The organism is Streptomyces sp. NPDC051109, assembly GCF_044455885.1.
In the GTDB taxonomy this organism is placed as follows: Bacteria; Actinomycetota; Actinomycetes; order Streptomycetales; family Streptomycetaceae; genus Streptomyces.
This window is the reverse complement of record NZ_JBITFF010000020.1, coordinates 1-22974: the sequence shown is the minus strand read 5'-3', so window position 1 is coordinate 22974 and position 22974 is coordinate 1. Positions and strand designations below refer to the sequence as shown.

Here is a 22974-nt window from a genome sequence, read left to right as displayed (position 1 = left end):
CACTGCTGTTCACACTCTCGACTCGCCGTTCATCCTGTCAGATCCGGCGGCCGTTGATCAGCCTGGACAGCTCCCGTTCACCGAGCTGTTCACCAACTCTCGTTTCAGTGGTCGCAAGCCCAGGGCGCCGCGGCGATCGCGACGTCCGCCTGCTCCCGCAGGGTACGTACGGCCGCGGCCGGGTCGACCGCCCCGTAGACGGCGCTTCCCGCGACGAACACGTCGGCGCCGGCCTCCGCGCACCGCTCGATCGTCGTGGCCGAGACCCCGCCGTCGACCTGGAGCCACAGCTCCAAGCCGTGCTTGGCGATGAGCTCCCGGGTACGGCGGATCTTGGGGAGCATGATGTCGAGAAAGGGCTGGCCGCCGAAGCCGGGCTCGACCGTCATGATCAGCAGCATGTCGAGCTCGGGGAGGATGTCCTCGTACTGCTCGATCGGCGTGGCGGGCTTGAGTGCCATGGACGCCCGCGCCCCCTTGGCCCGGATCTCCCGCGCGAGCCGCACGGGCGCGGCGGCGGCCTCGGCGTGGAAGGTGACCGATCCGGCGCCGGCCTCGACGTACTGCGGGGCCCAGCGGTCCGGGTTCTCGATCATGAGGTGCAGATCCAGCGGGATGTCCGTGGCGCGGCTCAGGGACTCCACGACGGGCACGCCGAGGGTGAGGTTCGGGACGAAATGGTTGTCCATGACATCGACATGCAGCCAGTCGGCCCCCTCGACGGCCTTCGCCTCCTCTGCGAGTCGGGCGAAGTCGGCGGACAGGATGCTGGGATAAATCTGAGCGGCCATGCCCCAAGCCTGCCATGCCGTGGCGCAGTTCCGGCCACGACCCCGGAACTGAGGGCGGGCGTAGCAACGCTTGACCAAGACGGAAGAACAATCAAAATATTCTTACTGATCACTACCGGCGTGATCCCGCGGCCGTGTGTTCGAGGATCGCGGGGACGATCACCGCCCAGTCGGCCCGCTCGACCCCGTGGCCGGCGTCCTCCAGGACCAGGAGCCTCCCGCCGGGGATCTGCTCCGCGAGCGCCTCGCCGTGCGGCAGCGGGAACATCGGATCGGCGCTCCCGTGGATCACCAGCGCGGGCACCGCGATCGAGGACGGGGGCGCGGACGGAAGCCCGCCGTCCGGGAGGGCGCCGTGGTTGCGGACCGCGGCGAAATCGTGCGCGCGCTCGACGTCGCGGCGGACGAGGCCGCGGACGGCGGCCTCGTCGAACGGCCGCCGCCCGCCCGCGAGCAGGCGCGCGTAGGCGACCTGGTACTCGACCACCGAGTCGGCGTCCGACCAGTCGACGTGCGCGGTCGCGACGAACCGCATGAACTCCGCGGTGGGCGGCTCAGGCGCGCGGTCACCGGCGGGGACGGCCGAGGACGTGCTGATCAGGACCAGGGACAGGACGCGGTCGGCGTGGTCGAGCGCAAGCCGCTGCGCGAGCGCCCCTCCGGCGGAGACACCCACGACGTGCGCGGCCGGGACGCCGTACGCATCGAGCACCCGGGCGGCGTCGCCGACCAGGTCCGCGCCGGTGTACCCGGGACGGCCCGGCTCGTACGCGACGGATCGCCCGGTGTCGCGGTGGTCGTACCGGATCACGAAGCGCCCGCCCCCGGCGAGCATCCGGCAGAAGCCCTCGTCCCACAGAGCATCGAGGCCCCCGTCCCCATGACGAGCAGGACGGGCGGAAGGGCCGGATCCCCGAAGGACTCGGTGCACAGCGTGATGCCGCCGGATGCGACCACGCGCTCGACCACGGTTGCCGCTCCTCTCCGACTCCACGGTGCACGGCGGCGGGGGCTCCGGAGCCCGGGACCCCGCTACCCCGTGCGCCGGATCAGCGCCAGGTACATCGCGTCCGTCCCGTGGAGGTGCGGCCACAGCTGCACGTCCGGGCCGTCGCCCAGGGCCGGGACGCCCGCCATGTACGGCCTGGCGTCGATCAGTTCGGCATCCACCGGCGAGGCGCCGGCGCCGCGGCCGCGCAGGACGTCGTCCACGACGACCCGGGTCTCGGCCAGGTGCGGAGAGCACGTCGCGTAGCCCACGAGCCCGCCCACCCGGACCGCCGAGAGCGCCTCGCGCAGCAGCGCCCGCTGGAGCGGGGCGAAGCCCTCGAGGTCCTCCGGGCGCCGCCGCCACCTGGCCTCCGGGCGGCGGCGCAGCGCGCCCAGCCCGGAGCAGGGGACGTCCATCAGGACCCGGTCGAAGGAGCCCGGCCGCCACGGCGGCCGGGTGCCGTCCGCCGCGATGACCTGGTACGGACCGGGGTTGCCGGCCAGGGCGCGCTCCACGAGCCGCGCCCGGTGCGGCTGCTTCTCCGAGGCCAGCAGGAACGCCCCGCGCTGCGCCGCCAGGGCGCCCAGCAGGGCCGCCTTGCCACCGGGTCCCGCGCAGCCGTCCAGCCAGCGCTCGTCGCGCCCCTCGACCGGCGCGGCCGCGAGCGCCATCGCCACCAGCTGGCTGCCCTCGTCCTGGACGCCCGCGCGCCCCTCGCGGACCGCCTCCAGCGCGCCCGGTTCGCCGCCCTCGGCCATGCGCACGGCGTACGGCGACCAGCGCCCCGGCAGCGCCGAGTCCTCGCCGACCGCCGTCAGCAGCTCCTCGGTCGTGGACCGACCGGGCCGCGCCACCAGGGTGACCTCGGGCCGCTCGTTGTCGGCTTCGAGGAGGTCCTCGATGCCGGCCCGGCCGCCGCCGAGGGCGTCCCACAGGGCGCTGACGACCCACCTCGGGTGCGAGTGGTACACCGCGAGGTGCTCCTCGGCGTCCTCCTCGTACGGCGGGGCCACCCGCTCCAGCCATCCGTCCAGGTCGTGCGCGGCGATCTTGCGCAGCACCGCGTTGACGAACTTGGCACGCCCGTCCCCGAGCACCACCCGGGCCAGCTCCACGCTGGCCGACACCGCCGCGTGCGTCGGGATCCGGGTCCCGAGCAGCTGGTGGGCGCCGAGCGACAGCACGTCCAGCACGGGCGGGTCCACCTCGCGCAGCGGCCGGTCGATGCAGGCCTTGATGACCGCGTCGTAGGTGCCCTGCCGGCGCAGCGTCCCGTAGACGAGCTCGGTGGCCAGCGCCGCGTCCCGCGCCTCGAAGCCCTCCGTCTGGCGGGCCTTGCGCAGCAGCGGGGGCAGGACGAGGTTGGCGTACGCGTCGCGCTCGTCCACCGCCCGCAGGGCCTCGAAGGCCAGCAGCCGGACGGGGTCCTTCTTGGGGCGGCGGTACGGCTTGGCCTGCCGCTGGCCTGCGGCGCTGCGCGGGGGACGGGACTGATCGCTCACGTGAAAGGTGCTCCGGGTTTACGGGGTCTACGAGGTGGTGCCGGCGTAAGGGGTGCCGGCGGCGGGCCGGCGCCCGGCGGGGGTCCCGGGGATACCGGTACGGATCAGCCTACGTCCGTGCCGCCGAGGCGCTCACCGGGAGCGATCCGCACCCCGCGGGCCCAGTCGGCGCCGCGCATCGGCTTCTTGCCCTGCGGCTGTACCCAGAGCAGCTCCACGGCGTGCGAGCCGGTGCCGGCGTACACGTTGTTCTTGGCCGGGGAGAGCTCGCCGGGCGCCAGGTCCGTGCGGTCGGTGACCAGGCCGACGGAGATCAGCTTGAGCCGCTCCCCGCGGAAGACGGTCCACGCGCCGGGCGCGGGCGTGCAGCCGCGCACGACGCGGTCGGCCCGCATCGCCGGGGCGTTCCAGTCGATGCGCGCGTCCTCGACGGTGATCTTGGGTGCGAGCGAGACGCCGTCGGCGGGCTGCACGACGGCGCGCAGCGTGCCGTCCTCGATGCCGTCCATGGTGGCGGCCAGCAGGCCGGAGCCGGCGAAGGCGAGGCGGGTCAGCAGGTCGCCGCTGGTGTCGGTGGGGCGGATCTCCTCGGTCAGGTGCCCGTAGACGGGCCCGGTGTCCAGGCCCTCCTCGATGAGGAAGGTGGAGGCGCCGGTGACCTGGTCCCCCGCCATGATCGAGTGCTGGACGGGCGCGGCCCCGCGCCACGCGGGCAGCAGCGAGAAGTGCAGGTTGACCCAGCCGTGGCGGGGGATCTCAAGGGCGCTCTTGGGGATCAGCGCCCCGTACGCGACGACCGGACAGCAGTCCGGTCCGATCTCGCGCAGCCGGGCCTGGAACTCCGGGTCGCGGGGCCGGACCGGCTTGAGGATCTCGATGCCGGCCTCTTCGGCGCGCTCGGCGACCGGGCTGGCGACGAGCCGCCGGCCGCGGCCGGCCGGTGCGTCGGGCCGGGTGACGACGGCGGCGACCTCGTGCCGCCCGGAGGCGATGAGGGCGTCCAGGGCGGGCACGGCGACCTCGGGGGTGCCTGCGAAGACGAGCTTCACTGGGGTCCTACCTCGCTATCTCGGCTGTCAGCAGCGCACCAGTCTATGGTCCCGGCGCCGTGGGGGCCGCCCGGCCCGATCGGCGGGCACCGCAGGGGCCCGCCCGGGGCCCGGACGGCCCGTCAGGGGGCGTACGCACACACGCGCGCCTCTCGCATATGCCGACACGCCCCCGGTGCGTGACTTCAGTGCCGTTTGGCGCGTTGGTCAAAAGAGATTGACCGAAACCGGGCCGCGCGATGAGATCGGTGTCTGCGGCCCGATCCGCTCTTCAGCACCGGTTCGAGAGGCTTCTTCATGGCCGACCACGCCACCCACGACGCCCAAGCACGGGCCAGCCTGCACCTCCTGGTGCGGGACATCGAGCGGGTTCGCCGGCAGGTGGATGCTCTGCGTACGCTCACCGCCCAGCTCGGCAATGTGTACCGCCCGCGCCGCTCCGGTCCCTCCACGGGCTTCGTCGTCTATGGCCGGGCCCCCGCGCCCACCGTCCGCCTCGCGCAGGAGCTGCGGGACAGCGTCGAGACGCTGGTGACCGCAGCGGTGGACTTCGACCGCTCGCTCGGATTCTCGTGGGACGCGGTCGGTTCCGCGCTCGGCGTCACCAAGCAGGCCGTGCACCGGCGGTACGGGGCCCGGCGGGCCCAGGCCGCCGAGTCCGCGGAGCCGGCGGCCGAGGGCACGACCACGCGGACCCTCGGGCCGCTGCCCACGGTCCCGGCGGCCCGCTCGGTGCCGCCGCAGCCGCTGCGCGAGGAGCCCCAGGCCGCGGCCCCGTCCCGCTCCGCGGCCGCCTTCCCGGGCCCCCGCAACTCCGACTCGTCCCGGGTGATCCACAACGGCTGATCGGTCGCCGGCCGCCGGGACGCCGACCCTCCGACGGCCGGCCTGACGCCGTACCCCGCCCCGCCCTCGGCAGGACGCCCCCCGCGGCCGTCCCACCGGGGGCGTTCGGCCGTCCGCCCGCCACGGACGCCCCCCGGAGTGACCGCTAACCGATGTCCGGCGGGTCGATCCGGACGCGGACCGCCTCCGCCGCCGGGACTCCGCGGGCCAGCCGGGCCGCCTGGGCCGACTTCAGGGCGGCCGCCAGCGCGGCCCCGCTGCCGGGCGGGACGCGGACCAGCGCCCGCTCCCCCGGCGAGGGCTCGCCGCGCCGCCCCGGTACCGGGACCGGGCCCAGTACCTCCGCGTCCGGCGGCAGCCCGGCTCCGGCCAGGAAGGCCTCCACCGCCTCGCCCCGGCCGGCCACGGCCGCCATCCGGGAGACCGGCGGGAACCCGAGCTGGGCCCGCTCGGCGAGCTCCCGTACGGCATGGCCCACCGGGTCCCACCGCACGAGGGCCTGGACCGGCCGCAGCGTCGGCTCCGCGACCACGACGACCTGCCCCTCCGCCCGGACCAGCGAGGCGGCCGCGATCCACCGGCGCAGCGCGTCCTCCCCGGCCCGCAGGTCGGGCCGGGTCAGCATCGCCCAGCCGTCCAGGAGGAGCGCCGCCGCGTACCCGGCGCCGGCCGCGACCGGCTCGGCTCCCGGGGTGCACACCACCAGTGCCGGCCGGTCCGGCACCTCGTCCAGGATGTGGTCGCGCCCCGAGGTCCGGACGGGCACGGCCGGGAAGGCCCGCCCGAGCTCCTCGGCCGTCCGCCGGGCGCCCACCACCTGGGCGCGCAGCCGGAACGACCCGCACTCCTCGCAGTGCCAGGCGCTCTCCTGCCGCCCGCACCAGCCGCAGTGCAGCTCCCGCGCGTCGGGGGCCTCCAGTGGCCCCGCGCAGACCTTGCAGCGGGCGGGGGTGCGGCACCGCTCGCACGCCAGCCGCGGCGCATAGCCGCGCCGGGGCACCTGTACGAGCACGGGCCCGGACTTCAGCCCCTCCCGCACGGTCTCCCAGGCCAGGCTCGGCAACCGGGCGGCGCGGGCCGCCTCGTCCCGGGCCAGGAGCTCGTCGCCCACGGTCCGGATCCGGGGCGCGCAGGCCCGTACCGTCTCGCGGTCGGCGACGAGCGGCCGCGCCCAGCCCGTCTCGACCAGCTGGGCGGCCTCCACGGTGCAGCTGGTGCTCCCGGCCAGGAATCCGCAGCCGTCGCCGACGGCACGCAGCTCCAGCACCTCCCGGACGTGCGGGAACGGCGCGTGGTCGTCGGCGTGGCTGGAGTCGCCGTCGTCCCAGACGGCGACCAGCCCGAGGTCCCGTACGGGCGCGAACATCGCGGCGCGGGTGCCGATGACGGCCCGCACCGAGCCCCGGTGCACGGCGAGCCACTGGCGGTAGCGCTTCTCGGGGCCGGACTCGGCGGTCAGCAGCGCGTGCCGCCCCTCGCCGAGCAGGGCGGTCAGCGCCGCGTCGACCCGGGCGGCGGTGCGTCCGTCGGGCAGGACGGCGAGGGCGCCGCGGCCGGAGGCGAGGGTGGCGGCCATGGCGCGGGCCAGCTCGTCGGCCCAGCCGGGGCCGGGCAGGGCCGTCCAGACGGCGCGCGGCGCCCCGCCCGTGGCCAGCGCCCGCAGGAAGGCGGGGCCGGAGCCGTACCGCGCCCAGCCGCCCGGTTCGGGCGCGGCGGGCGGGGGCAGCGGCTCGGGTGAGGGCTTGGCCTCGGCGCGGGCACTGCGCGCGGGCAGGGCGAGCTGGAGCACGTCGGCCAGGCTGCCGGCGTACCGGTCGGCGACGGCCCGGGCCAGGGCCAGCATGCCGGGGGTGAGCACGACCTCGGGCGAGACGACGTGGGCGAGGGCGGCCAGGGCTCCGTTGTAGTCGGATTCGGCGCGGCGCTCGACGATGAACCCGTCGATGAGGCCGCCGCCCTCGCGGCGGCCGCCGTGCACCTGGTGGGAGCCGGCGCCGAAGCGGACCCGGACCCGGACGCCCGGCTGGGCGGCCTCGGAGAGCTCCTCGGGGACCGCGTAGTCCCAGAGCTGGTCGAGGTGGAGCACGCCCTTGTTGACGAGGATCCGGGCGACGGGCAGCTCTTCGGCGAGGGCGGCGCCGCGCCAGGTGCGCGGCTTGGCCTTGGGGGCCTTGGCCTTCGCCTCGGCGACCATCTCCCTCATCAGCGCGAGCTGCTCCGGCGGACCGCCGGGACCCTCGTCCCCGCTCCGCTGCCCGGATTCGTTCGTGCTGCTCACACCCGCATTCTTACCAAACCCCACCGACAACGGACGGCCCCGGACCACAGGGGTCCGGGGCCGTCCGTACGGCGGGCGTGCGCCGCGGGGTCCTACAGGCCGGCGGCCGCGCGCAGCGCGTCCACGCGGTCGGTGCGCTCCCAGGTGAAGTCCGGCAGCTCGCGGCCGAAGTGGCCGTACGCGGCGGTCTGGGCGTAGATCGGGCGCAGCAGGTCGAGGTCGCGGATGATCGCGGCCGGACGGAGGTCGAAGACCTGGCCGATCGCGTCCTCGATCTTCTGGACCTCCACCTTGGCGGTGCCGAAGGTCTCGACGAAGAGGCCGACGGGCTCCGCCTTGCCGATGGCGTACGCGACCTGGACCTCGCAGCGCGAGGCGAGGCCGGCGGCCACCACGTTCTTGGCGACCCAGCGCATGGCGTACGCGGCGGAGCGGTCGACCTTGGACGGGTCCTTGCCCGAGAAGGCGCCGCCGCCGTGGCGGGCCATGCCGCCGTACGTGTCGATGATGATCTTGCGGCCGGTGAGGCCGGCGTCGCCCATCGGGCCGCCGATCTCGAAGCGGCCGGTCGGGTTGACCAGCAGGCGGTAGCCCTCGGTGTCGAGCTTGATGCCGTCCTCGACGAGCTGGGCCAGCACGTGCTCGACGACGAACTCGCGGATGTCCGGGGCGAGCAGCGAGTCCAGGTCGATGTCCGAGGCGTGCTGCGAGGACACGACGACGGTGTCGAGGCGGACGGCCTTGTCCCCGTCGTACTCGATGGTGACCTGGGTCTTGCCGTCGGGGCGCAGGTACGGGATGGTCCCGTTCTTGCGGACCTCGGACAGGCGGCGCGAGAGGCGGTGCGCGATGTGGATCGGGAGCGGCATGAGCTCGGGGGTCTCGTCGCACGCGTAGCCGAACATCAGGCCCTGGTCGCCGGCGCCCTGCTTGTCGAGCTCGTCCTCGTCGCCCTCGACCCGCTTCTCGTACGCGGTGTCGACGCCCTGCGCGATGTCCGGGGACTGCGCGCCGATGGACACCGACACGCCGCAGGAGGCGCCGTCGAAGCCCTTCTTCGAGGAGTCGTAGCCGATCTCCAGGATCTTGTCGCGGACGAGCTGCGCGATCGGCGCGTACGCCTTCGTCGTCACCTCACCGGCGATGTGGACGAGACCGGTGGTGATGAGGGTCTCCACGGCCACACGCGAGGTCGGGTCCTCGGTGAGCAGTGCGTCGAGGATCGTGTCGCTGATCTGGTCAGCGATCTTGTCGGGGTGACCCTCGGTGACGGACTCCGAGGTGAACAGGCGACGGGACACAACGCTCCCTGGGGTTGCAGCGGCTGCTGGCTGATCATTTGGCGGAACCACACCGGGGGCTGCGCCCGATCACGTTCCGAGTGTGCAGTTTATCGGTCGCCACCGTTTGCCGGACCACCTGTCTCGCCCAATGGGAGCCATGTGACCTGCGGCACTCCATTCTGGCTCATGGAATCGGCTACGAGAAGAGTGGTCGCTCAGGCGCGTCGGGGGGCGAGTCGCGGAGTGATCCGATCCCAAATCGCTTCTGCGAGGGCTTCCTTCGGACCGTAGGGAACCGGGGTTTCCGTCCCATCGGAGGACAGGATGACCGCTTCATTCTCCTCGGAACCGAAGGTCTTGGCCTCGCCCACCTCGTTCACGACGAGGAGATCACACCCCTTGCGGAGCAATTTGGCCCGACCGTTCGCGAGCACGTCGTCCGTTTCGGCGGCGAAACCGACCACGACCTGGCCTTCCCGGGCCCGGTCGGCCGAGATCTCCGCGAGGACGTCGGGGTTGCGCACCAGCGCCACCGGGGCCGGATCCTGCCCGTCCTTCTTCTTGATCTTGCCGCTCATGTATTCGGCCGGCCGGAAGTCGGCCACGGCCGCGGCCATCACCACCGCGTCGGCGTCCGCCGCCGCCTTGAGCACGGCCTCGCGCAGCTGTACGGCCGTCCCGACCCGTACGACGTCCACCCCGGCCGGGTCGGCCAGGGCGGTGTTGGCCGCGACGAGGGTGACCCGGGCCCCGCGCGCGACGGCGGTGCGGGCCAGTGCGTAGCCCTGCTTGCCGGAGGAGCGGTTGCCGAGGAAGCGGACCGGGTCGAGCGGCTCGCGCGTACCGCCCGCGCTGATCACCACGTGCCGGCCGGCCAGGTCGGGCCCGGCCACCCCGCGCGCGGAAGCGTGCCTCCTCAAGACGGTGCGGCAGACCTCGAAGATCTCCTCGGGGTCGGGCAGCCGCCCCTTGCCGGTGTCCTTTCCGGTGAGCCGGCCGACGGCGGGCTCGATGACGACGGCCCCGCGGCGGCGCAGCGTGGCCACGTTCTCCTGGGTGGCGGGGTGCTCCCACATCTCGGTGTGCATGGCGGGGGCGAACACCACCGGGCAGCGCGCGGTGAGCAGCGTATTGGTGAGCAGGTCGTCGGCCAGGCCGTGAGCGGCCTTGGCGAGCATGTCCGCGGTGGCGGGGGCGACGACGACGAGGTCGGCGTTCTGCCCGATCCGTACGTGCGGGACCTCGTGGACGGTCTCCCAGACCTCGGTGCCCGCCGGGTTCCCGGAGAGCGCGGCCCAGGTGGCCTCGCCCACGAAGTTCAGGGACGCCGCCGTGGGGACGACCCGTACCTCGTGCCCGGACTCGGTGAGCCGGCGCAGCAGCTCGCACGCCTTGTACGCGGCGATCCCGCCGCTGACTCCGAGCACGACCTTCGGCTTACCCACCACACACGCCCTCTCGCTGATCGTCGTACGTGTCTATGACACACCACAGGCCCGGCAGATGTTCTGCCGGGCCTGTGGTGAAAGGAATTCTCGGGGCCTTACTGGGCCGGGGCCTCGATGGCCTCGGAGGTCAGCAGACCCGCGTTGATCTCGCGCAGCGCGATCGAGAGCGGCTTCTCGTGGACGTGGGTGTCCACCAGCGGGCCGACGTACTCAAGCAGGCCCTCACCGAGCTGCGAGTAGTACGCGTTGATCTGACGCGCGCGCTTGGCCGCGTAGATCACGAGGCTGTACTTCGAGTCCGTGGCCTCGAGCAGCTCGTCGATCGGCGGGTTGATGATGCCCTCGGGCGCGGTGATGGAAGAGGACACGCTCTACCTTCCGAAGAATGGGTGAATGATCAAGCATTGATCGAAATGAACATCGATCAACGATCAGACAACTTCCATCAAGGCTAGCAGCTCGCGCGCCACGTCCTCGACGGAGGTGTTGACCAGGGTGGTGTCGAACTCGGATTCGGCAGCGAGCTCGACCTTGGCGGTCTCCAGCCTGCGCTGGATGACCTCGGGCGATTCGGTGCCGCGGCCGGTGAGCCGGCGGACCAGCTCGTCCCAGCTCGGCGGCGCGAGGAAGACGAGCTGGGCCTCGGCCATGGACTCGCGGACGAGTCGCGCGCCCTGGAGGTCGATCTCCAGGAGAACGGGCTCGCCGTTCTCCAGTCGCTCCACCACCGCGCCGCGCGGTGTGCCGTAGCGGTTGCCCGCGAATTCGGCCCACTCCAGCAGCTCGCCGTTGGCGATCAGCTTGTCGAACTCGTCGTCGTTGACGAAGAAGTAGTGGACTCCGTGTCGCTCACCGGGCCGCGGCTTGCGGGTGGTGGCCGACACCGAGAGCCATACCTCGGGGTGGACCTTGCGCATATGCGCGACGACCGTGCTCTTGCCGACCCCCGAAGGGCCGGAGAGCACGGTCAGCCGCGGACGAACCTCTGCTGCCATAGAGCGATTATCCAGGTTCTCGGGACTGCCTGAGAACGCCGGGAGAACTTCAGGCAACGCGTCAGCCGGCAGGAGTGCCGAACTCACGCTCCAGAGACGCGATCTGGTTGGAACCGAGACCTCGGACACGCCGGGACTCGGAGATGCCGAGGCGCTCCATGATCTGCTTGGCGCGGACCTTGCCCACGCCAGGCAGGGACTCCAGCAGGGCGGAGACCTTCATCTTGCCGATGACGTCGTTCTCCTGGCCCGTCTTGATGACCTCTTGGAGCGAGGCGCCGGAGTGCTTGAGTCGATTCTTCACCTCGGCCCGCTCCCGGCGAGCCGCGGCGGCCTTTTCGAGCGCGGCTGCGCGCTGTTCAGGGGTAAGGGGCGGAAGAGCCACGCCTACGTCACCTCGGATGTCGAACTGTCGGATACGGACCGGTGGGGAACCCTAGGGCGCCACACCAGGCGAATGCCCGAACAGCGGTGGAACTCGTTCGCTGCTCGTCACTCTGATCGGAGACTAGCGGCCAACAACGCTCCAGTCAGCGAGAACGGACGAAAAGTCCTGGTCAGCCTCCACTGAACCGTACATCACGGACAAACCACCCCGGTTTTGTCCGGGGAAAGACGTTCGATTTTCGTCAGACCGTACGACCTGCGGTGCGGCCGGACCTCCCGGCCGCACTCCGAAAGGGCTCAGGCGGAGACCGCCTCGCGGATTTCGTCCGCGAACCGGGTGGCCGAGGCGCGCAGGGCGGCGGCGTCCGGGCCGTGCTTCAGCACGCCCCGCGAGACGTTCGGGACCACATTGCGGACGGCCGCGCCGAAGACCGCCGGGAGGTCGGCCGCCGTCGCGCCCTGCGCACCGATGCCGGGGGCCAGCAGCGGACCGTTGATGTCCAGGTCGAAGGAGGACAGGTCGCCGAGCGTGGCGCCGACCACCGCTCCGAAGGAGCCCATCGGCGCGGCGCCCGCGTTCTCCGCCGCGAGGTGCGCGAGCATCGTCGCCCCGATCGTGCGCCCGTCCTCCCGGACCGCGCGCTGGACCTCCGCGCCCTCCGGGTTCGAGGTGAGGGCGAGGACGAAGAGTCCGGCGCCCGAGCGGCGGGCCAGCTCCACCGCAGGCTCCAGCGAGCCGTAGCCCAGGTACGGGGAGACCGTCAGGGCGTCGGAGAACAGCGGGGAGGACGGCTCCAGGAAGGTCTGGGCGTACGCGGCCATCGTCGAGCCGATGTCCCCGCGCTTGGCGTCCATCACGACCAGCGTGCCGGCGGCCCGCGCGTCGGCCACGGTCCGCTCCAGCACCGCGATGCCCTTCGAGCCGAAGCGCTCGAAGAAGGCCGCCTGCGGTTTGAAGACGGCCACCGAGTCGGCCAGCGCCTCGACGACCGTGCGGGAGAACTTCTCCAGGCCCGCGATGTCGTCGTTCAGGCCCCAGGACGCGAGGAGGGCCGCGTGCGGGTCGATGCCCACGCACAGCGGGCCGCGCGCGTCCATCGCCGCGCGCAGGCGGGTGCCGAAGGGGGTCACGGGGGTCTCGGTCACTGCATGGCCTTCCGGGTCTCGGCGCCGACGGCCTCGGCGAGGGTCGCGTACGGGCTGACGGCCAGGCGCGCCGCCAGGCCCTTGTGGATCGCGCGGGCGTAGAACGGGCCCTCGTAGACGAACGCGCTGTACCCCTGGATCAGGGTGGCGCCGGCCAGGATCCGCTGCCAGGCGTCCTCGGCGTTCTCGATGCCCCCGACGCCCACCAGCACCAGGCGGTCCCCCACACGGGCGTACAGGCGGCGCAGGACCTCCAGGGAGCGCTCCTTGACCGGGGCGCCGGACAGGCCGCCGGCCTCCTTCACGAGGTCGGGGGCGGACTTCAGGCCCAGACCCTCGCGCGCGATGGTGGTGTTGGTCGCGATGATGCCGTCCAGGCCGAGCTCCAGCGCGAGGTCGGCGACCGCGTCCACGTCCTCGTCCGCGAGGTCCGGGGCGATCTTGACGAGCAGCGGGACCCGGCGGTCGGTGACCATGCGGTCCGCGGCCTCCCGTACGGCCGTCAGGAGCGGGCGCAGCGACTCGGTGGCCTGGAGGTTGCGCAGGCCCGGCGTGTTCGGCGAGGAGACGTTCACGACCAGGTAGTCCGCGTGGCGGGCCAGGCGCTCGGTGGAGGCGACGTAGTCCGCCACCGCCTCCTCCTCCGGCACGACCTTGGTCTTGCCGATGTTGACGCCCACGACCGTGTTGAAGACCGGCACACGGGCCGCCAGGCGGGCCGCCACGGCCGCAGAGCCCTCGTTGTTGAACCCCATGCGGTTGATCAGCGCGCGGTCCGGCACGAGCCGGAACAGCCGCTTCTTGGGGTTGCCCGGCTGCGCCTGCGCCGTGACCGTGCCGATCTCGACGTGGTCGAAGCCGAGCATCGACATGCCGTCGATGGCGACGGCGTTCTTGTCGAAGCCCGCCGCGAGGCCGAAGGGGCCGTGCATGCGCAGCCCGAGCGCCTCGGTGCGCAGCTCCTTGTACCGCGGTGCCAGGGCCGCGGCGGCGAAGGTGCGCAGCACGGGGGTGCGGGCGGTGCGCCGGATCCAGCGGAAGGCCAGGTAGTGGGCCTGCTCCGGGTCCATCCGCTTGAAGACCAGGTCGAAGAAGAGTTTGTACATGTCGAGAGGTTCCCTTGTGCGCTCATGACGAGGGGGACACCGATGCGCGTCGCGCATCCGTGTCCCCCTCCTCGTACGGGCTGCTAGTCGCGGGCCGCGGTCAGGTGCTCCGCGTGCTCCTGGAGCGAGCGCACGCCCACGTCGCCGTGGTTGAGCGCGTCGATGCCCTGGACGGCCGCGGCGAGCGCCTGGACCGTGGTCAGGCACGGGACCCCGCGCGCCACGGCCGCCGTGCGGATCTCGTAGCCGTCGAGGCGGCCGCCGGTGCCGTACGGGGTGTTGACGATCAGGTCGACCTGGCCGTCGTGGATGAGCTGGACGATGGTCTTCTCGCCGCCCGGGCCCTCGCCCTCGCTGAGCTTGCGCACGATGGTGGCGTTGATGCCGTTGCGGCGCAGCACCTCGGCGGTGCCGGAGGTGGCCATCAGCTCGAAGCCGTGGTTGACGAGCTCGCGCGCCGGGAAGATCATCGAGCGCTTGTCGCGGTTGGCGACGGAGATGAACGCGCGGCCCTTGGTGGGCAGCGGGCCGTAGGCGCCGGCCTGCGACTTGGCGTACGCCGTGCCGAAGACGGAGTCGATGCCCATGACCTCGCCGGTGGAGCGCATCTCCGGGCCGAGGACGGTGTCGACGCCGCGGCCGTGGATGTCGCGGAAGCGCGACCACGGCATGACGGCCTCCTTGACGGAGATCGGCGCGTCGAGCGGCAGGGTGCCGCCGTCGCCGGTCTTCGGGAGCATGCCCTCTTCGCGCAGTTCGGCGATGGTGGCGCCGAGCGAGATGCGGGCGGCGGCCTTGGCGAGCGGGACCGCGGTCGCCTTCGAGGTGAAGGGGACGGTCCGGGAGGCGCGCGGGTTGGCCTCGAGGACGTAGAGGATGTCACCCGCCATCGCGAACTGGATGTTGATCAGGCCGCGTACGCCGACGCCCTTGGCGATGGCCTCGGTGGAGGCGCGCAGGCGCTTGATGTCGAAGCCGCCGAGGGTGATCGGGGGCAGGGCGCAGGCCGAGTCGCCGGAGTGGATGCCGGCTTCCTCGATGTGCTCCATGACGCCGCCGAGGTAGAGCTCGGTGCCGTCGTACAGGGCGTCGACGTCGATCTCGATGGCGTCGTCGAGGAAGCGGTCGACGAGGACGGGGCGGGTCGGCGAGATCTCGGTGGATTCCGCGATGTACGAGGACAGCCGGTCCTCGTCGTAGACGATCTCCATGCCGCGGCCGCCGAGCACGTACGAGGGGCGTACGAGGACCGGGTAGCCGATCTCGTCGGCGATGGCCTTCGCGCCCGCGAACGTGGTGGCGGTGCCGTGCTTGGGGGCCGGCAGGCCGGCCTCGGCGAGCACCTGGCCGAACGCGCCGCGGTCCTCGGCGGCGTGGATGGCCTCCGGCGGGGTGCCGACGACCGGGACGCCGTTGTCCTTGAGGGCCTGGGCGAGGCCGAGGGGGGTCTGGCCGCCGAGCTGGACGACGACGCCGGCGATGGGGCCGGCCAGCGACTCGGCGTGGACGATCTCCAGCACGTCTTCGAGCGTGAGGGGCTCGAAGTACAGGCGGTCGGAGGTGTCGTAGTCCGTCGAGACGGTCTCCGGGTTGCAGTTGACCATCACGGTCTCGTAGCCGGCGTCGCTGAGGGCGAAGGAGGCGTGGACGCAGGAGTAGTCGAACTCGATGCCCTGGCCGATGCGGTTCGGGCCGGAGCCCAGGATGATCACCGCGGGCTTCTCGCGGGGCGCGACCTCGCTCTCCTCGTCGTACGAGGAGTAGAAGTACGGGGTCTTCGCAGCGAACTCGGCGGCGCAGGTGTCGACCGTCTTGTAGACCGGGCGGACGCCCAGCGCGTGGCGGACCTCGCGGACGACGTCCTCGCGCAGGCCGCGGATCTCGGCGATCTGGGCGTCGGAGAAGCCGTGGCGCTTGGCCTCGGCGAGCAGCTCGGGGTGGAGCTTCTCCGCGGCGGCCAGCTCGTCGGCGATCTCCTTGATCAGGAAGAGCTGGTCGACGAACCAGGGGTCGATCTTCGTGGACTCGAAGACCTCTTCCTGGGTGGCGCCGGCGCGGATGGCCTGCATGACGGTGTTGATGCGGCCGTCGGTGGGGCGGACGGCGGTGGCGAGGAGTTCTTCCTTGTCGCCGACGGGGCCGACGAAGGTGAACTGCGAGCCCTTCTTCTCCAGGGAGCGCAGGGCCTTCTGGAGGGCCTCGGTGAAGTTGCGGCCGATGGCCATGGCCTCGCCCACCGACTTCATGGTGGTGGTGAGGGTGGCGTCGGCGAGCGGGAACTTCTCGAAGGCGAAGCGCGGGGCCTTGACGACGACGTAGTCGAGGGTCGGCTCGAAGGAGGCCGGCGTCTTCTCGGTGATGTCGTTGGGGACCTCGTCGAGGGTGTAGCCGATGGCCAGCTTGGCGGCGATCTTGGCGATCGGGAAGCCGGTGGCCTTGGACGCGAGCGCGGAGGAGCGGGAGACGCGCGGGTTCATCTCGATGACGATGACGCGGCCGTCGACCGGGTCGATCGCGAACTGGATGTTGCAGCCGCCGGTGTCGACGCCGACCTCGCGGATGATCGCGATGCCGATGTCGCGCAGCCGCTGGTACTCGCGGTCGGTCAGGGTCATGGCCGGGGCGACGGTGATGGAGTCGCCGGTGTGGACGCCCATCGGGTCGAAGTTCTCGATGGAGCAGACGACGACCACGTTGTCCTTGGTGTCGCGCATCAGCTCCAGCTCGTACTCCTTCCAGCCGAGGATGGACTCCTCCAGGAGCACCTCGGTGGTCGGGGAGAGCGTGAGGCCCTGGCCGGCGATGCGGCGCAGCTCCTCCTCGTCGTGGGCGAAGCCGGAGCCGGCGCCGCCCATGGTGAAGGAGGGGCGGACGACGACGGGGTAGCCGCCGAGCGTCTCGACGCCCGCGAGGACGTCGTCCATGGAGTGGCAGATGACCGAGCGGGCGGACTCGCCGTAGCCGATCTTGGCCTTCACGGCCTCGACGACGCCCTTGAAGAGGTCGCGGTCCTCGCCCTTGTTGATGGCCTCGACGTTGGCGCCGATGAGCTCGACGCCGTACTTCTCCAGCACACCCTGCTCGTGCATGGAGATGGCGGTGTTGAGCGCGGTCTGGCCGCCGAGGGTCGGGAGCAGCGCGTCGGGGCGCTCCTTCGCGATGATCTTCTCGACGAACTCGGGGGTGATCGGCTCGACGTACGTGGCGTCGGCGATCTCCGGGTCGGTCATGATCGTCGCGGGGTTGGAGTTCACCAGGATGACCCGCAGGCCCTCGGCCTTGAGGATCCGGCAGGCCTGGGTGCCGGAGTAGTCGAACTCGGCGGCCTGTCCGATGACGATCGGGCCGGAGCCGATGACCAGGACGGACTGGATATCGGTGCGCTTAGGCACGCTCGGCCTCCATCTGGGCGGTGTTCATCAAAGACGTGAAGCGGTCGAAGAGGTACGCGGCGTCGTGCGGGCCGGCGGCCGCTTCGGGGTGGTACTGGACGGAGAAGGCCGGCTGGTCGAGCAGCTGGAGGCCTTCCACGACGTTGTCGTTGAGGCAGACGTGGGAGACCTCGGCGCGGCCGAAGGGGGTCTCGGACACCGTGTCGAGGGGCGCGTCCACGGCGAAGCCGTGGTTGTGCGCGGTGATCTCGACCTTGCCGGTGGTGCGGTCCTGGACCGGCTGGTTGATGCCGCGGTGGCCGTACTTCAGCTTGTAGGTGCCGAAGCCCAGCGCCCGGCCCAGGATCTGGTTGCCGAAGCAGATGCCGAAGAGCGGGGTCTTGCGGGCGAGTACGCCCTGCATGACGGAGACCGCGTGGTCGGCGGTGGCCGGGTCGCCCGGGCCGTTGGAGAAGAACACGCCGTCCGGTTCGACCGCGTACACGTCCTCGACGGTGGCGGTGGCGGGCAGCACGTGCACCTCGATGCCGCGCTCGGCCATCCGGTGGGGGGTCATCCCCTTGATGCCGAGGTCCACGGCGGCGACGGTGAACTTCTTCTCGCCGATGGCGGGGACGACGTACGTCTCCTTGGTGGCGACCTCGGCGGAGAGGTCGGCGCCCTTCATCTGCGGCGAGGCCTGGACCTTGGCCAGCAGGTCCGCGTCTCCGGCGATGCCCTCGCCGGAGAAGATGCCGACGCGCATGGCGCCGCGCTCGCGCAGGTGGCGGGTCAGGGCGCGGGTGTCGATGCCGCAGATGCCGACGACGCCCTGCCGGACCAGCTCCTCGTCCAGCGAGCGCTGCGAGCGCCAGTTGGACGGGACGCGGGCGGGGTCGCGCACGACGTATCCGGCGACCCAGATGCGGGAGGACTCGGGGTCCTCGTCGTTGACGCCGGTGTTGCCCACGTGCGGGGCGGTCATCACGACGACCTGCCGGTGGTACGACGGGTCGGTGAGGGTCTCCTGGTAGCCGGTCATGCCGGTGGAGAACACGGCCTCGCCGAAGGTCTCCCCCACAGCGCCGTAGGCGCGGCCGCGGAAGATCCGACCGTCCTCCAGGACGAGTACGGCGGGAGCTTTGGCTGCTCCCCTGGTGGAGGTCGTCATCGTTCGGCGCCTTCCGTCGTGATGGATTGGTTCATGAGATTGACGGCTTCGACCCAGGCGGCGTGTTCGGCCGCGCGGTCGGAGCGGAATCCGGAGTCGATCAGCTTGTCGCCGTGCGCCCACGTGACGACGAGCAGACCGCCCTCGGTGAGTACCTTGCCCGCGATTCCCTTGTCGAGGCGGGCGCCGCGCAGCTGCGCGGCCGGTACGAAGAAGTCGGTGGCACCCGGACGGACCACGTCGAGGCCCGCGTCGGTGAGCGTGAGCTCGACCCGGCTGCGCACCCCCAGGCCGTGGGCGACGATCCGGTCGAGCCACTGCCCGGCGGTGGTGGACCCGTGATACCGGCCGGTCAGGGCCAGCCGGTGCTCGGGGAGGCCGCCGGGGGCGGCGGGCAGCTCCGGCAGATCGCTCTGCAGGGCGCCGCGCCATTTCCAGCCCTGCCGCATCAGCCAGTACACGAACGCGATGAAGACGAGCAGACCGACCACCCACGCGATGCGTGCGCCCCAGTCCGTCACCTCCGCCGACCGTCGTTCGGCGGCCTCGGCGGCCAGTCGGATTACTGCAGGTGTCACGCCAGATTCCCGTCCACGACCGTTGCCCGGCCCCGCAGGAAGGTGTGAGTGACGCGTCCCGGCAGCTCACGGCCCTCGTAAGGCGTGTTGCGGCTGCGGGAAGCGAAGTGTGCGGGGTCCACGACACCACGGTACGAGGTATCGACCAAGGTCAGGTTCGCGGGTTCACCTGCCGAGACGGGGCGGCCGTGGTGGTCCAGGCTGCCGATCCGCGCCGGGGCGAAGGACATGCGCTCGGCGACGCCCGCCCAGTCGAGCAGTCCGGTCTCCACCATCGTCTGCTGGACGACGGAGAGCGCGGTCTCCAGGCCGACCATGCCCATGGCGGCGGCGGCCCACTCGCAGTCCTTGTCCTCGTGCGGGTGCGGGGCGTGGTCGGTGGCGACGATGTCGATCGTGCCGTCGGCGAGCGCCTCGCGCAGCGCCATGACGTCGCGCTCGGTGCGCAGCGGCGGGTTGACCTTGTAGACCGCGTTGTACGAGCGGACCAGCTCGTCGGTGAGGAGCAGGTGGTGGGGGGTGACCTCGGCGGTGACGTCGATGCCGCGGGACTTGGCCCAGCGGACGATCTCGACGGAGCCGGCCGTGGAGAGGTGGCAGATGTGCACGCGGGAGCCGACGTGCTCGGCGAGGAGGACGTCGCGGGCGATGATCGACTCCTCGGCGACGGCCGGCCAGCCGCCGAGGCCCAGCTCGGCGGAGACGACGCCCTCGTTCATCTGGGCGCCCTCGGTCAGGCGGGGCTCCTGGGCGTGCTGGGCGACGACGCCGCCGAAGGCCTTCACGTACTCCAGGGCGCGGCGCATGATCACGGCGTCGTCGACGCACTTGCCGTCGTCGGAGAAGACGGTGACGCGGGCGGCGGAGTCGTGCATGGCGCCCAGCTCGGAGAGCTGCTTGCCCTCCAGGCCGACGGTGACGGCGCCGATGGGCTGCACGTCGCAGTAGCCGGACTCCTTGCCCAGGCGCCAGACCTGCTCGACGACGCCGGCGGTGTCGGCGACGGGGAAGGTGTTGGCCATGGCGAAGACGGCGGTGTAGCCGCCGGAGGCGGCGGCGCGGGTGCCGGTCAGTACGGTCTCGGAGTCCTCGCGGCCGGGCTCGCGCAGGTGGGTGTGGAGGTCGACGAGGCCGGGGAGGAGGACCTGGCCCTCGGCCTCGATGACGGTCGCGCCCTCGGCAGACAGGCCCGTACCGACCTCGGCGATGGTCTCGCCGTCGATCAGGACGTCCTGCGCCTCGCCACCGAGTACCTTCGCCCCGCGGATCAGGATCTTGCTCATGATTACTTGCTCTCCTCGATACGGGGCGTGCTGGTGGTGGTGACGGCCGGCTCGGAGCCTCCGAGCAGCAGGTACAGGACGGCCATCCGGGTGGAGACGCCGTTGGCGACCTGCTCGACGGCCGTGCAGCGGTCGGAGTCGGCGACCTCGGCGGTGATCTCCATGCCGCGGTTCATCGGGCCGGGGTGCATGACGATGGCGTGCTCGGGCATCTTGGCCATCCGGTCGCCGTCGAGCCCGTACCGGCGGGAGTACTCGCGCTCGGTCGGGAAGAAGGCGGCGTTCATGCGTTCGCGCTGCACACGCAGCATCATGACGGCGTCGGACTTCGGCAGCACGTCGTCGAGGCTGTACGAGACCTCGCAGGGCCAGCTCTCGACGCCGATCGGGACCAGGGTGGGCGGGGCCACCACGGTGACCTCGGCGCCGAGCGTGTGGAGCAGCTGCACGTTGGAGCGGGCGACACGGCTGTGCAGGACGTCGCCGACGATGGTGATGCGGCGGCCGTTCAGGTCCTTGCCGAGGCCGGCGTCGCGGCCGACCAGGCGGCGGCGCATGGTGAAGGCGTCCAGCAGGGCCTGGGTGGGGTGCTCGTGGGTGCCGTCGCCGGCGTTGACGACGGCGGAGTCGATCCAGCCGGAGGTCGCGAGCCGGTAGGGGGCGCCGGACGCGTGGTGGCGGATGACGACGGCGTCGGCGCCCATGGCCTCCAGGGTCAGGGCGGTGTCCTTGAGGGATTCGCCCTTGGAGACCGAGGAGCCCTTGGCGGAGAAGTTGATGACGTCGGCGGACAGTCGCTTGGCGGCCGCTTCGAAGGAGATCCGGGTGCGGGTCGAGTCCTCGAAGAACAGGTTGACGACGGTGAGGCCGCGCAGGGTGGGCAGCTTCTTGATCGGCCGGTCCGCGACACGTGCCATCTCCTCGGCGGTGTCGAGGATGAGGACGGCGTCGTCGCGCGTGAGATCGGCGGCCGAGATGAGGTGGCGCTTCATCAGGGTGCTCCGTTGTGTCGATGAGGTCAGAGCGGCGGGGAGGGAGGGCGGCGGGGAGGCGCGGGCCGCGGACGGGGTGGAGTGCGGCCCGGCGGGCAGGCTCGCGCGCGGGCCCCCGCGTTCGGGGCCCCTCACTCGGACGGGCTACTGCCCGGCGGTCGAGTCGGTCCGCTGGCCGAGCAGCACGGCGTCTCGGCCGTCCTCCTCCTGGAGCTGGACCTTGACGGTCTCCCGCAGCGACGTGGGGAGGTTCTTGCCGACGTAGTCGGCGCGGATCGGCAGCTCGCGGTGGCCGCGGTCGACGAGGACCGCGAGCTGCACGGCGCGCGGGCGGCCGAGGTCGCCCAGCGCGTCGAGGGCGGCTCTGATGGTGCGGCCGGAGAAGAGCACGTCGTCGACGAGGACGACGAGGCGTCCGTCGATGTCGTCGCCGGGGATCTCGGTGCGGCCGATCGCGCGGGCGGGCTTCAGCCGCAGATCGTCGCGGTACATGGTGATGTCGAGGGATCCGACGGGGATCTTCGTGCCGGTGATCTCTTCGAGCTTGGCCGCCAGCCGGCGGGCGAGGTACACGCCGCGGGTGGGAATGCCGAGGAGCACCACGTCGTCGGCGCCCTTGGCGCGTTCGACGATCTCGTGGGCGATGCGGGTCAGCACCCGCGCGATGTCCTGCGCCTCCAGAACGGGGCGCGCATCGCTCTGCTGAGCGTCCATGAAAGGACCTCCTTCTCCGCCTCACGGGACGGTTCTTAAAGGACGTCTGGCTGTACGGCCTCCACGGTACCAGGGGCCCGGCCCCGCACCCGCACCGGGCTCGGGGAGGGCTGCCCGAAGGGAGGCGGCCAAGACCATTCGGCTTGACGCATCCAAGTAACGCTGCGTAACCTCACAGTGAGTTACCAGCCGCGCGGCGGTGCCGCACGTGGTCATGTCGTCACAGCGTCCGGGAGCGTTATGTCCAGCGAATACGCCAAACAGCTCGGGGCCAAGCTCCGCGCCATCCGCACCCAGCAGGGCCTCTCCCTCCATGGTGTCGAGGAGAAGTCCCAGGGCCGGTGGAAGGCCGTGGTGGTCGGGTCGTACGAGCGCGGGGACCGCGCCGTGACCGTCCAGCGCCTCGCCGAGCTGGCGGACTTCTACGGGGTTCCGGTGCAGGAGCTGCTGCCGGGCACGACTCCGGGCGGGGCCGCCGAGCCGCCGCCGAAGCTGCGCCTCGACCTGGAGCGCCTCGCGGGCGTGCCCGCCGAGAAGGCCGGCCCGCTGCAGCGGTACGCCGCCACCATCCAGAGCCAGCGCGGGGACTACAACGGCAAGGTGCTGTCGATCCGCCAGGACGACCTGCGCACCCTGGCCGTCATCTACGACCAGTCCCCCTCGGTCCTGACCGAGCAGCTGATCAGCTGGGGCGTGCTCGACGCGGATGCGCGTCGCGCCGTGGCGCACGAGGACATCTAGTCCCGGCACCCCCGACCAGCAGAAACGTTACCGGCGTGGGGGGGGGGGGCCGGGGGGGGGGCCGCCCCCCCCCCCGGGGGGGGGGCGGGGGGGGGGGCGCCGGGGCGGGGGGGGCCCGCCCCCCCGGCGCCCCCCCCGCCCCCCCGGGGCCCGGCGGGCGGGGGGGGGGGGGGGGGGGGGCGGGGGGGGGGGGGGGGGCCGGCGGGGGGGGGGGGGCCCGGGGGGGGGCCGGGGGGGGGGGCGGGGGGGGCGGGGGGGGGGCGGGCACGACGAGGGCCCGGCGGGGACGACGGGGAGGACGG

The 22974-nt window shown here is 72.3% G+C and carries 20 protein-coding genes; 2 read left to right on the top strand and 18 right to left on the bottom strand.

The features are described 5' to 3' along the window. Positions 1 to 104 precede the first annotated feature (104 nt). The 4 genes from rpe to fmt all read right to left on the bottom strand — a co-directional run bounded on the left by rpe (position 105) and on the right by fmt (position 4333). Positions 105 to 791, bottom strand: a complete 687-nt coding sequence (rpe, locus tag ACIBAD_RS29195; protein WP_030157487.1) for a ribulose-phosphate 3-epimerase — start codon at positions 789 to 791, stop codon at positions 105 to 107. A gap of 112 nt (positions 792 to 903) precedes the next feature. Further along, complete coding sequence (locus ACIBAD_RS29190) at positions 904 to 1626, bottom strand: alpha/beta fold hydrolase (protein WP_398909534.1); 723 nt, start codon at positions 1624 to 1626, stop codon at positions 904 to 906. 197 nt (positions 1627 to 1823) lie between these two features. Next, positions 1824 to 3284: an RsmB/NOP family class I SAM-dependent RNA methyltransferase gene (locus ACIBAD_RS29185; protein ID WP_398909532.1), complete on the bottom strand. Its 1461-nt coding sequence runs from the start codon at positions 3282 to 3284 to the stop codon at positions 1824 to 1826. 104 nt (positions 3285 to 3388) lie between these two features. After that, positions 3389 to 4333 (bottom strand): methionyl-tRNA formyltransferase, encoded by a 945-nt coding sequence (gene fmt, locus ACIBAD_RS29180; protein ID WP_134074638.1) that lies wholly within the window; start codon positions 4331 to 4333, stop codon positions 3389 to 3391. Positions 4334 to 4630: 297 nt separating this feature from the next. Between fmt and ACIBAD_RS29175 the strand changes: the two genes are divergently transcribed. Beyond that, positions 4631 to 5179, top strand: coding sequence for a hypothetical protein (locus ACIBAD_RS29175; protein WP_398909530.1), 549 nt, complete (start codon positions 4631 to 4633; stop codon positions 5177 to 5179). 145 nt (positions 5180 to 5324) lie between these two features. On the opposite strand, the gene ACIBAD_RS29170 is transcribed toward ACIBAD_RS29175, so the two are convergent. From ACIBAD_RS29170 to pyrR, 14 genes are all read right to left on the bottom strand, one after another. Continuing rightward, positions 5325 to 7457, bottom strand: coding sequence for a primosomal protein N' (locus ACIBAD_RS29170; RefSeq protein WP_134074640.1), 2133 nt, complete (start codon positions 7455 to 7457; stop codon positions 5325 to 5327). A 92-nt stretch (positions 7458 to 7549) separates the two neighbouring features. Beyond that, a complete protein-coding gene (metK, locus tag ACIBAD_RS29165) occupies positions 7550 to 8758 on the bottom strand; it encodes a methionine adenosyltransferase (protein WP_030873691.1) in 1209 nt (402 codons plus the stop codon). 197 nt (positions 8759 to 8955) lie between these two features. After that, positions 8956 to 10185 carry a bifunctional phosphopantothenoylcysteine decarboxylase/phosphopantothenate--cysteine ligase CoaBC gene (gene coaBC / locus ACIBAD_RS29160; protein ID WP_398909527.1) on the bottom strand — a complete coding sequence of 410 codons (1230 nt, stop codon included), beginning with the start codon at positions 10183 to 10185 and terminating at the stop codon, positions 8956 to 8958. A gap of 98 nt (positions 10186 to 10283) precedes the next feature. Beyond that, positions 10284 to 10556: a DNA-directed RNA polymerase subunit omega gene (gene rpoZ / locus ACIBAD_RS29155; protein ID WP_004948662.1), complete on the bottom strand. Its 273-nt coding sequence runs from the start codon at positions 10554 to 10556 to the stop codon at positions 10284 to 10286. 63 nt (positions 10557 to 10619) lie between these two features. Next, positions 10620 to 11183 (bottom strand): guanylate kinase, encoded by a 564-nt coding sequence (gene gmk, locus ACIBAD_RS29150; protein WP_134074642.1) that lies wholly within the window; start codon positions 11181 to 11183, stop codon positions 10620 to 10622. Positions 11184 to 11244: 61 nt separating this feature from the next. Beyond that, entirely contained in the window at positions 11245 to 11568 is a 324-nt protein-coding gene (locus tag ACIBAD_RS29145) for an integration host factor (protein ID WP_008740406.1), read from the bottom strand. A gap of 299 nt (positions 11569 to 11867) precedes the next feature. Then, entirely contained in the window at positions 11868 to 12716 is an 849-nt protein-coding gene (gene pyrF, locus ACIBAD_RS29140; protein ID WP_398909524.1) for an orotidine-5'-phosphate decarboxylase, read from the bottom strand. Continuing rightward, positions 12713 to 13822, bottom strand: coding sequence for a quinone-dependent dihydroorotate dehydrogenase (locus ACIBAD_RS29135; RefSeq protein ID WP_398909522.1), 1110 nt, complete (start codon positions 13820 to 13822; stop codon positions 12713 to 12715). Before ACIBAD_RS29135 ends, pyrF begins: the two co-directional genes overlap by 4 nt. Positions 13823 to 13905: 83 nt before the next feature. Further along, positions 13906 to 17214 (bottom strand): carbamoyl-phosphate synthase large subunit, encoded by a 3309-nt coding sequence (gene carB, locus ACIBAD_RS29130; RefSeq protein ID WP_134074644.1) that lies wholly within the window; start codon positions 17212 to 17214, stop codon positions 13906 to 13908. After that, positions 17207 to 18364: a glutamine-hydrolyzing carbamoyl-phosphate synthase small subunit gene (gene carA, locus ACIBAD_RS29125; protein ID WP_398909519.1), complete on the bottom strand. Its 1158-nt coding sequence runs from the start codon at positions 18362 to 18364 to the stop codon at positions 17207 to 17209. Before carA ends, carB begins: the two co-directional genes overlap by 8 nt. After that, on the bottom strand, positions 18361 to 18942 hold the full coding sequence (locus ACIBAD_RS29120) for a hypothetical protein (protein WP_134074646.1): 582 nt from the start codon (positions 18940 to 18942) through the stop codon (positions 18361 to 18363). Before ACIBAD_RS29120 ends, carA begins: the two co-directional genes overlap by 4 nt. After that, complete coding sequence (locus ACIBAD_RS29115; protein WP_134074647.1) at positions 18939 to 20225, bottom strand: dihydroorotase; 1287 nt, start codon at positions 20223 to 20225, stop codon at positions 18939 to 18941. The genes ACIBAD_RS29120 and ACIBAD_RS29115 overlap by 4 nt, the downstream gene beginning before the upstream one ends. Before the next feature lie 2 nt (positions 20226 to 20227). Next, positions 20228 to 21217, bottom strand: coding sequence for an aspartate carbamoyltransferase catalytic subunit (locus ACIBAD_RS29110; protein WP_030157459.1), 990 nt, complete (start codon positions 21215 to 21217; stop codon positions 20228 to 20230). 144 nt (positions 21218 to 21361) lie between these two features. Continuing rightward, complete coding sequence (gene pyrR / locus ACIBAD_RS29105; RefSeq protein ID WP_134074648.1) at positions 21362 to 21931, bottom strand: bifunctional pyr operon transcriptional regulator/uracil phosphoribosyltransferase PyrR; 570 nt, start codon at positions 21929 to 21931, stop codon at positions 21362 to 21364. Between the two features lie 240 nt (positions 21932 to 22171). Here pyrR and bldD point away from each other — a divergent pair, with 240 nt between their 5' ends. Continuing rightward, a complete protein-coding gene (gene bldD, locus ACIBAD_RS29100) occupies positions 22172 to 22672 on the top strand; it encodes a transcriptional regulator BldD (RefSeq protein WP_007263032.1) in 501 nt (166 codons plus the stop codon). Positions 22673 to 22974: the final 302 nt, after the last annotated feature.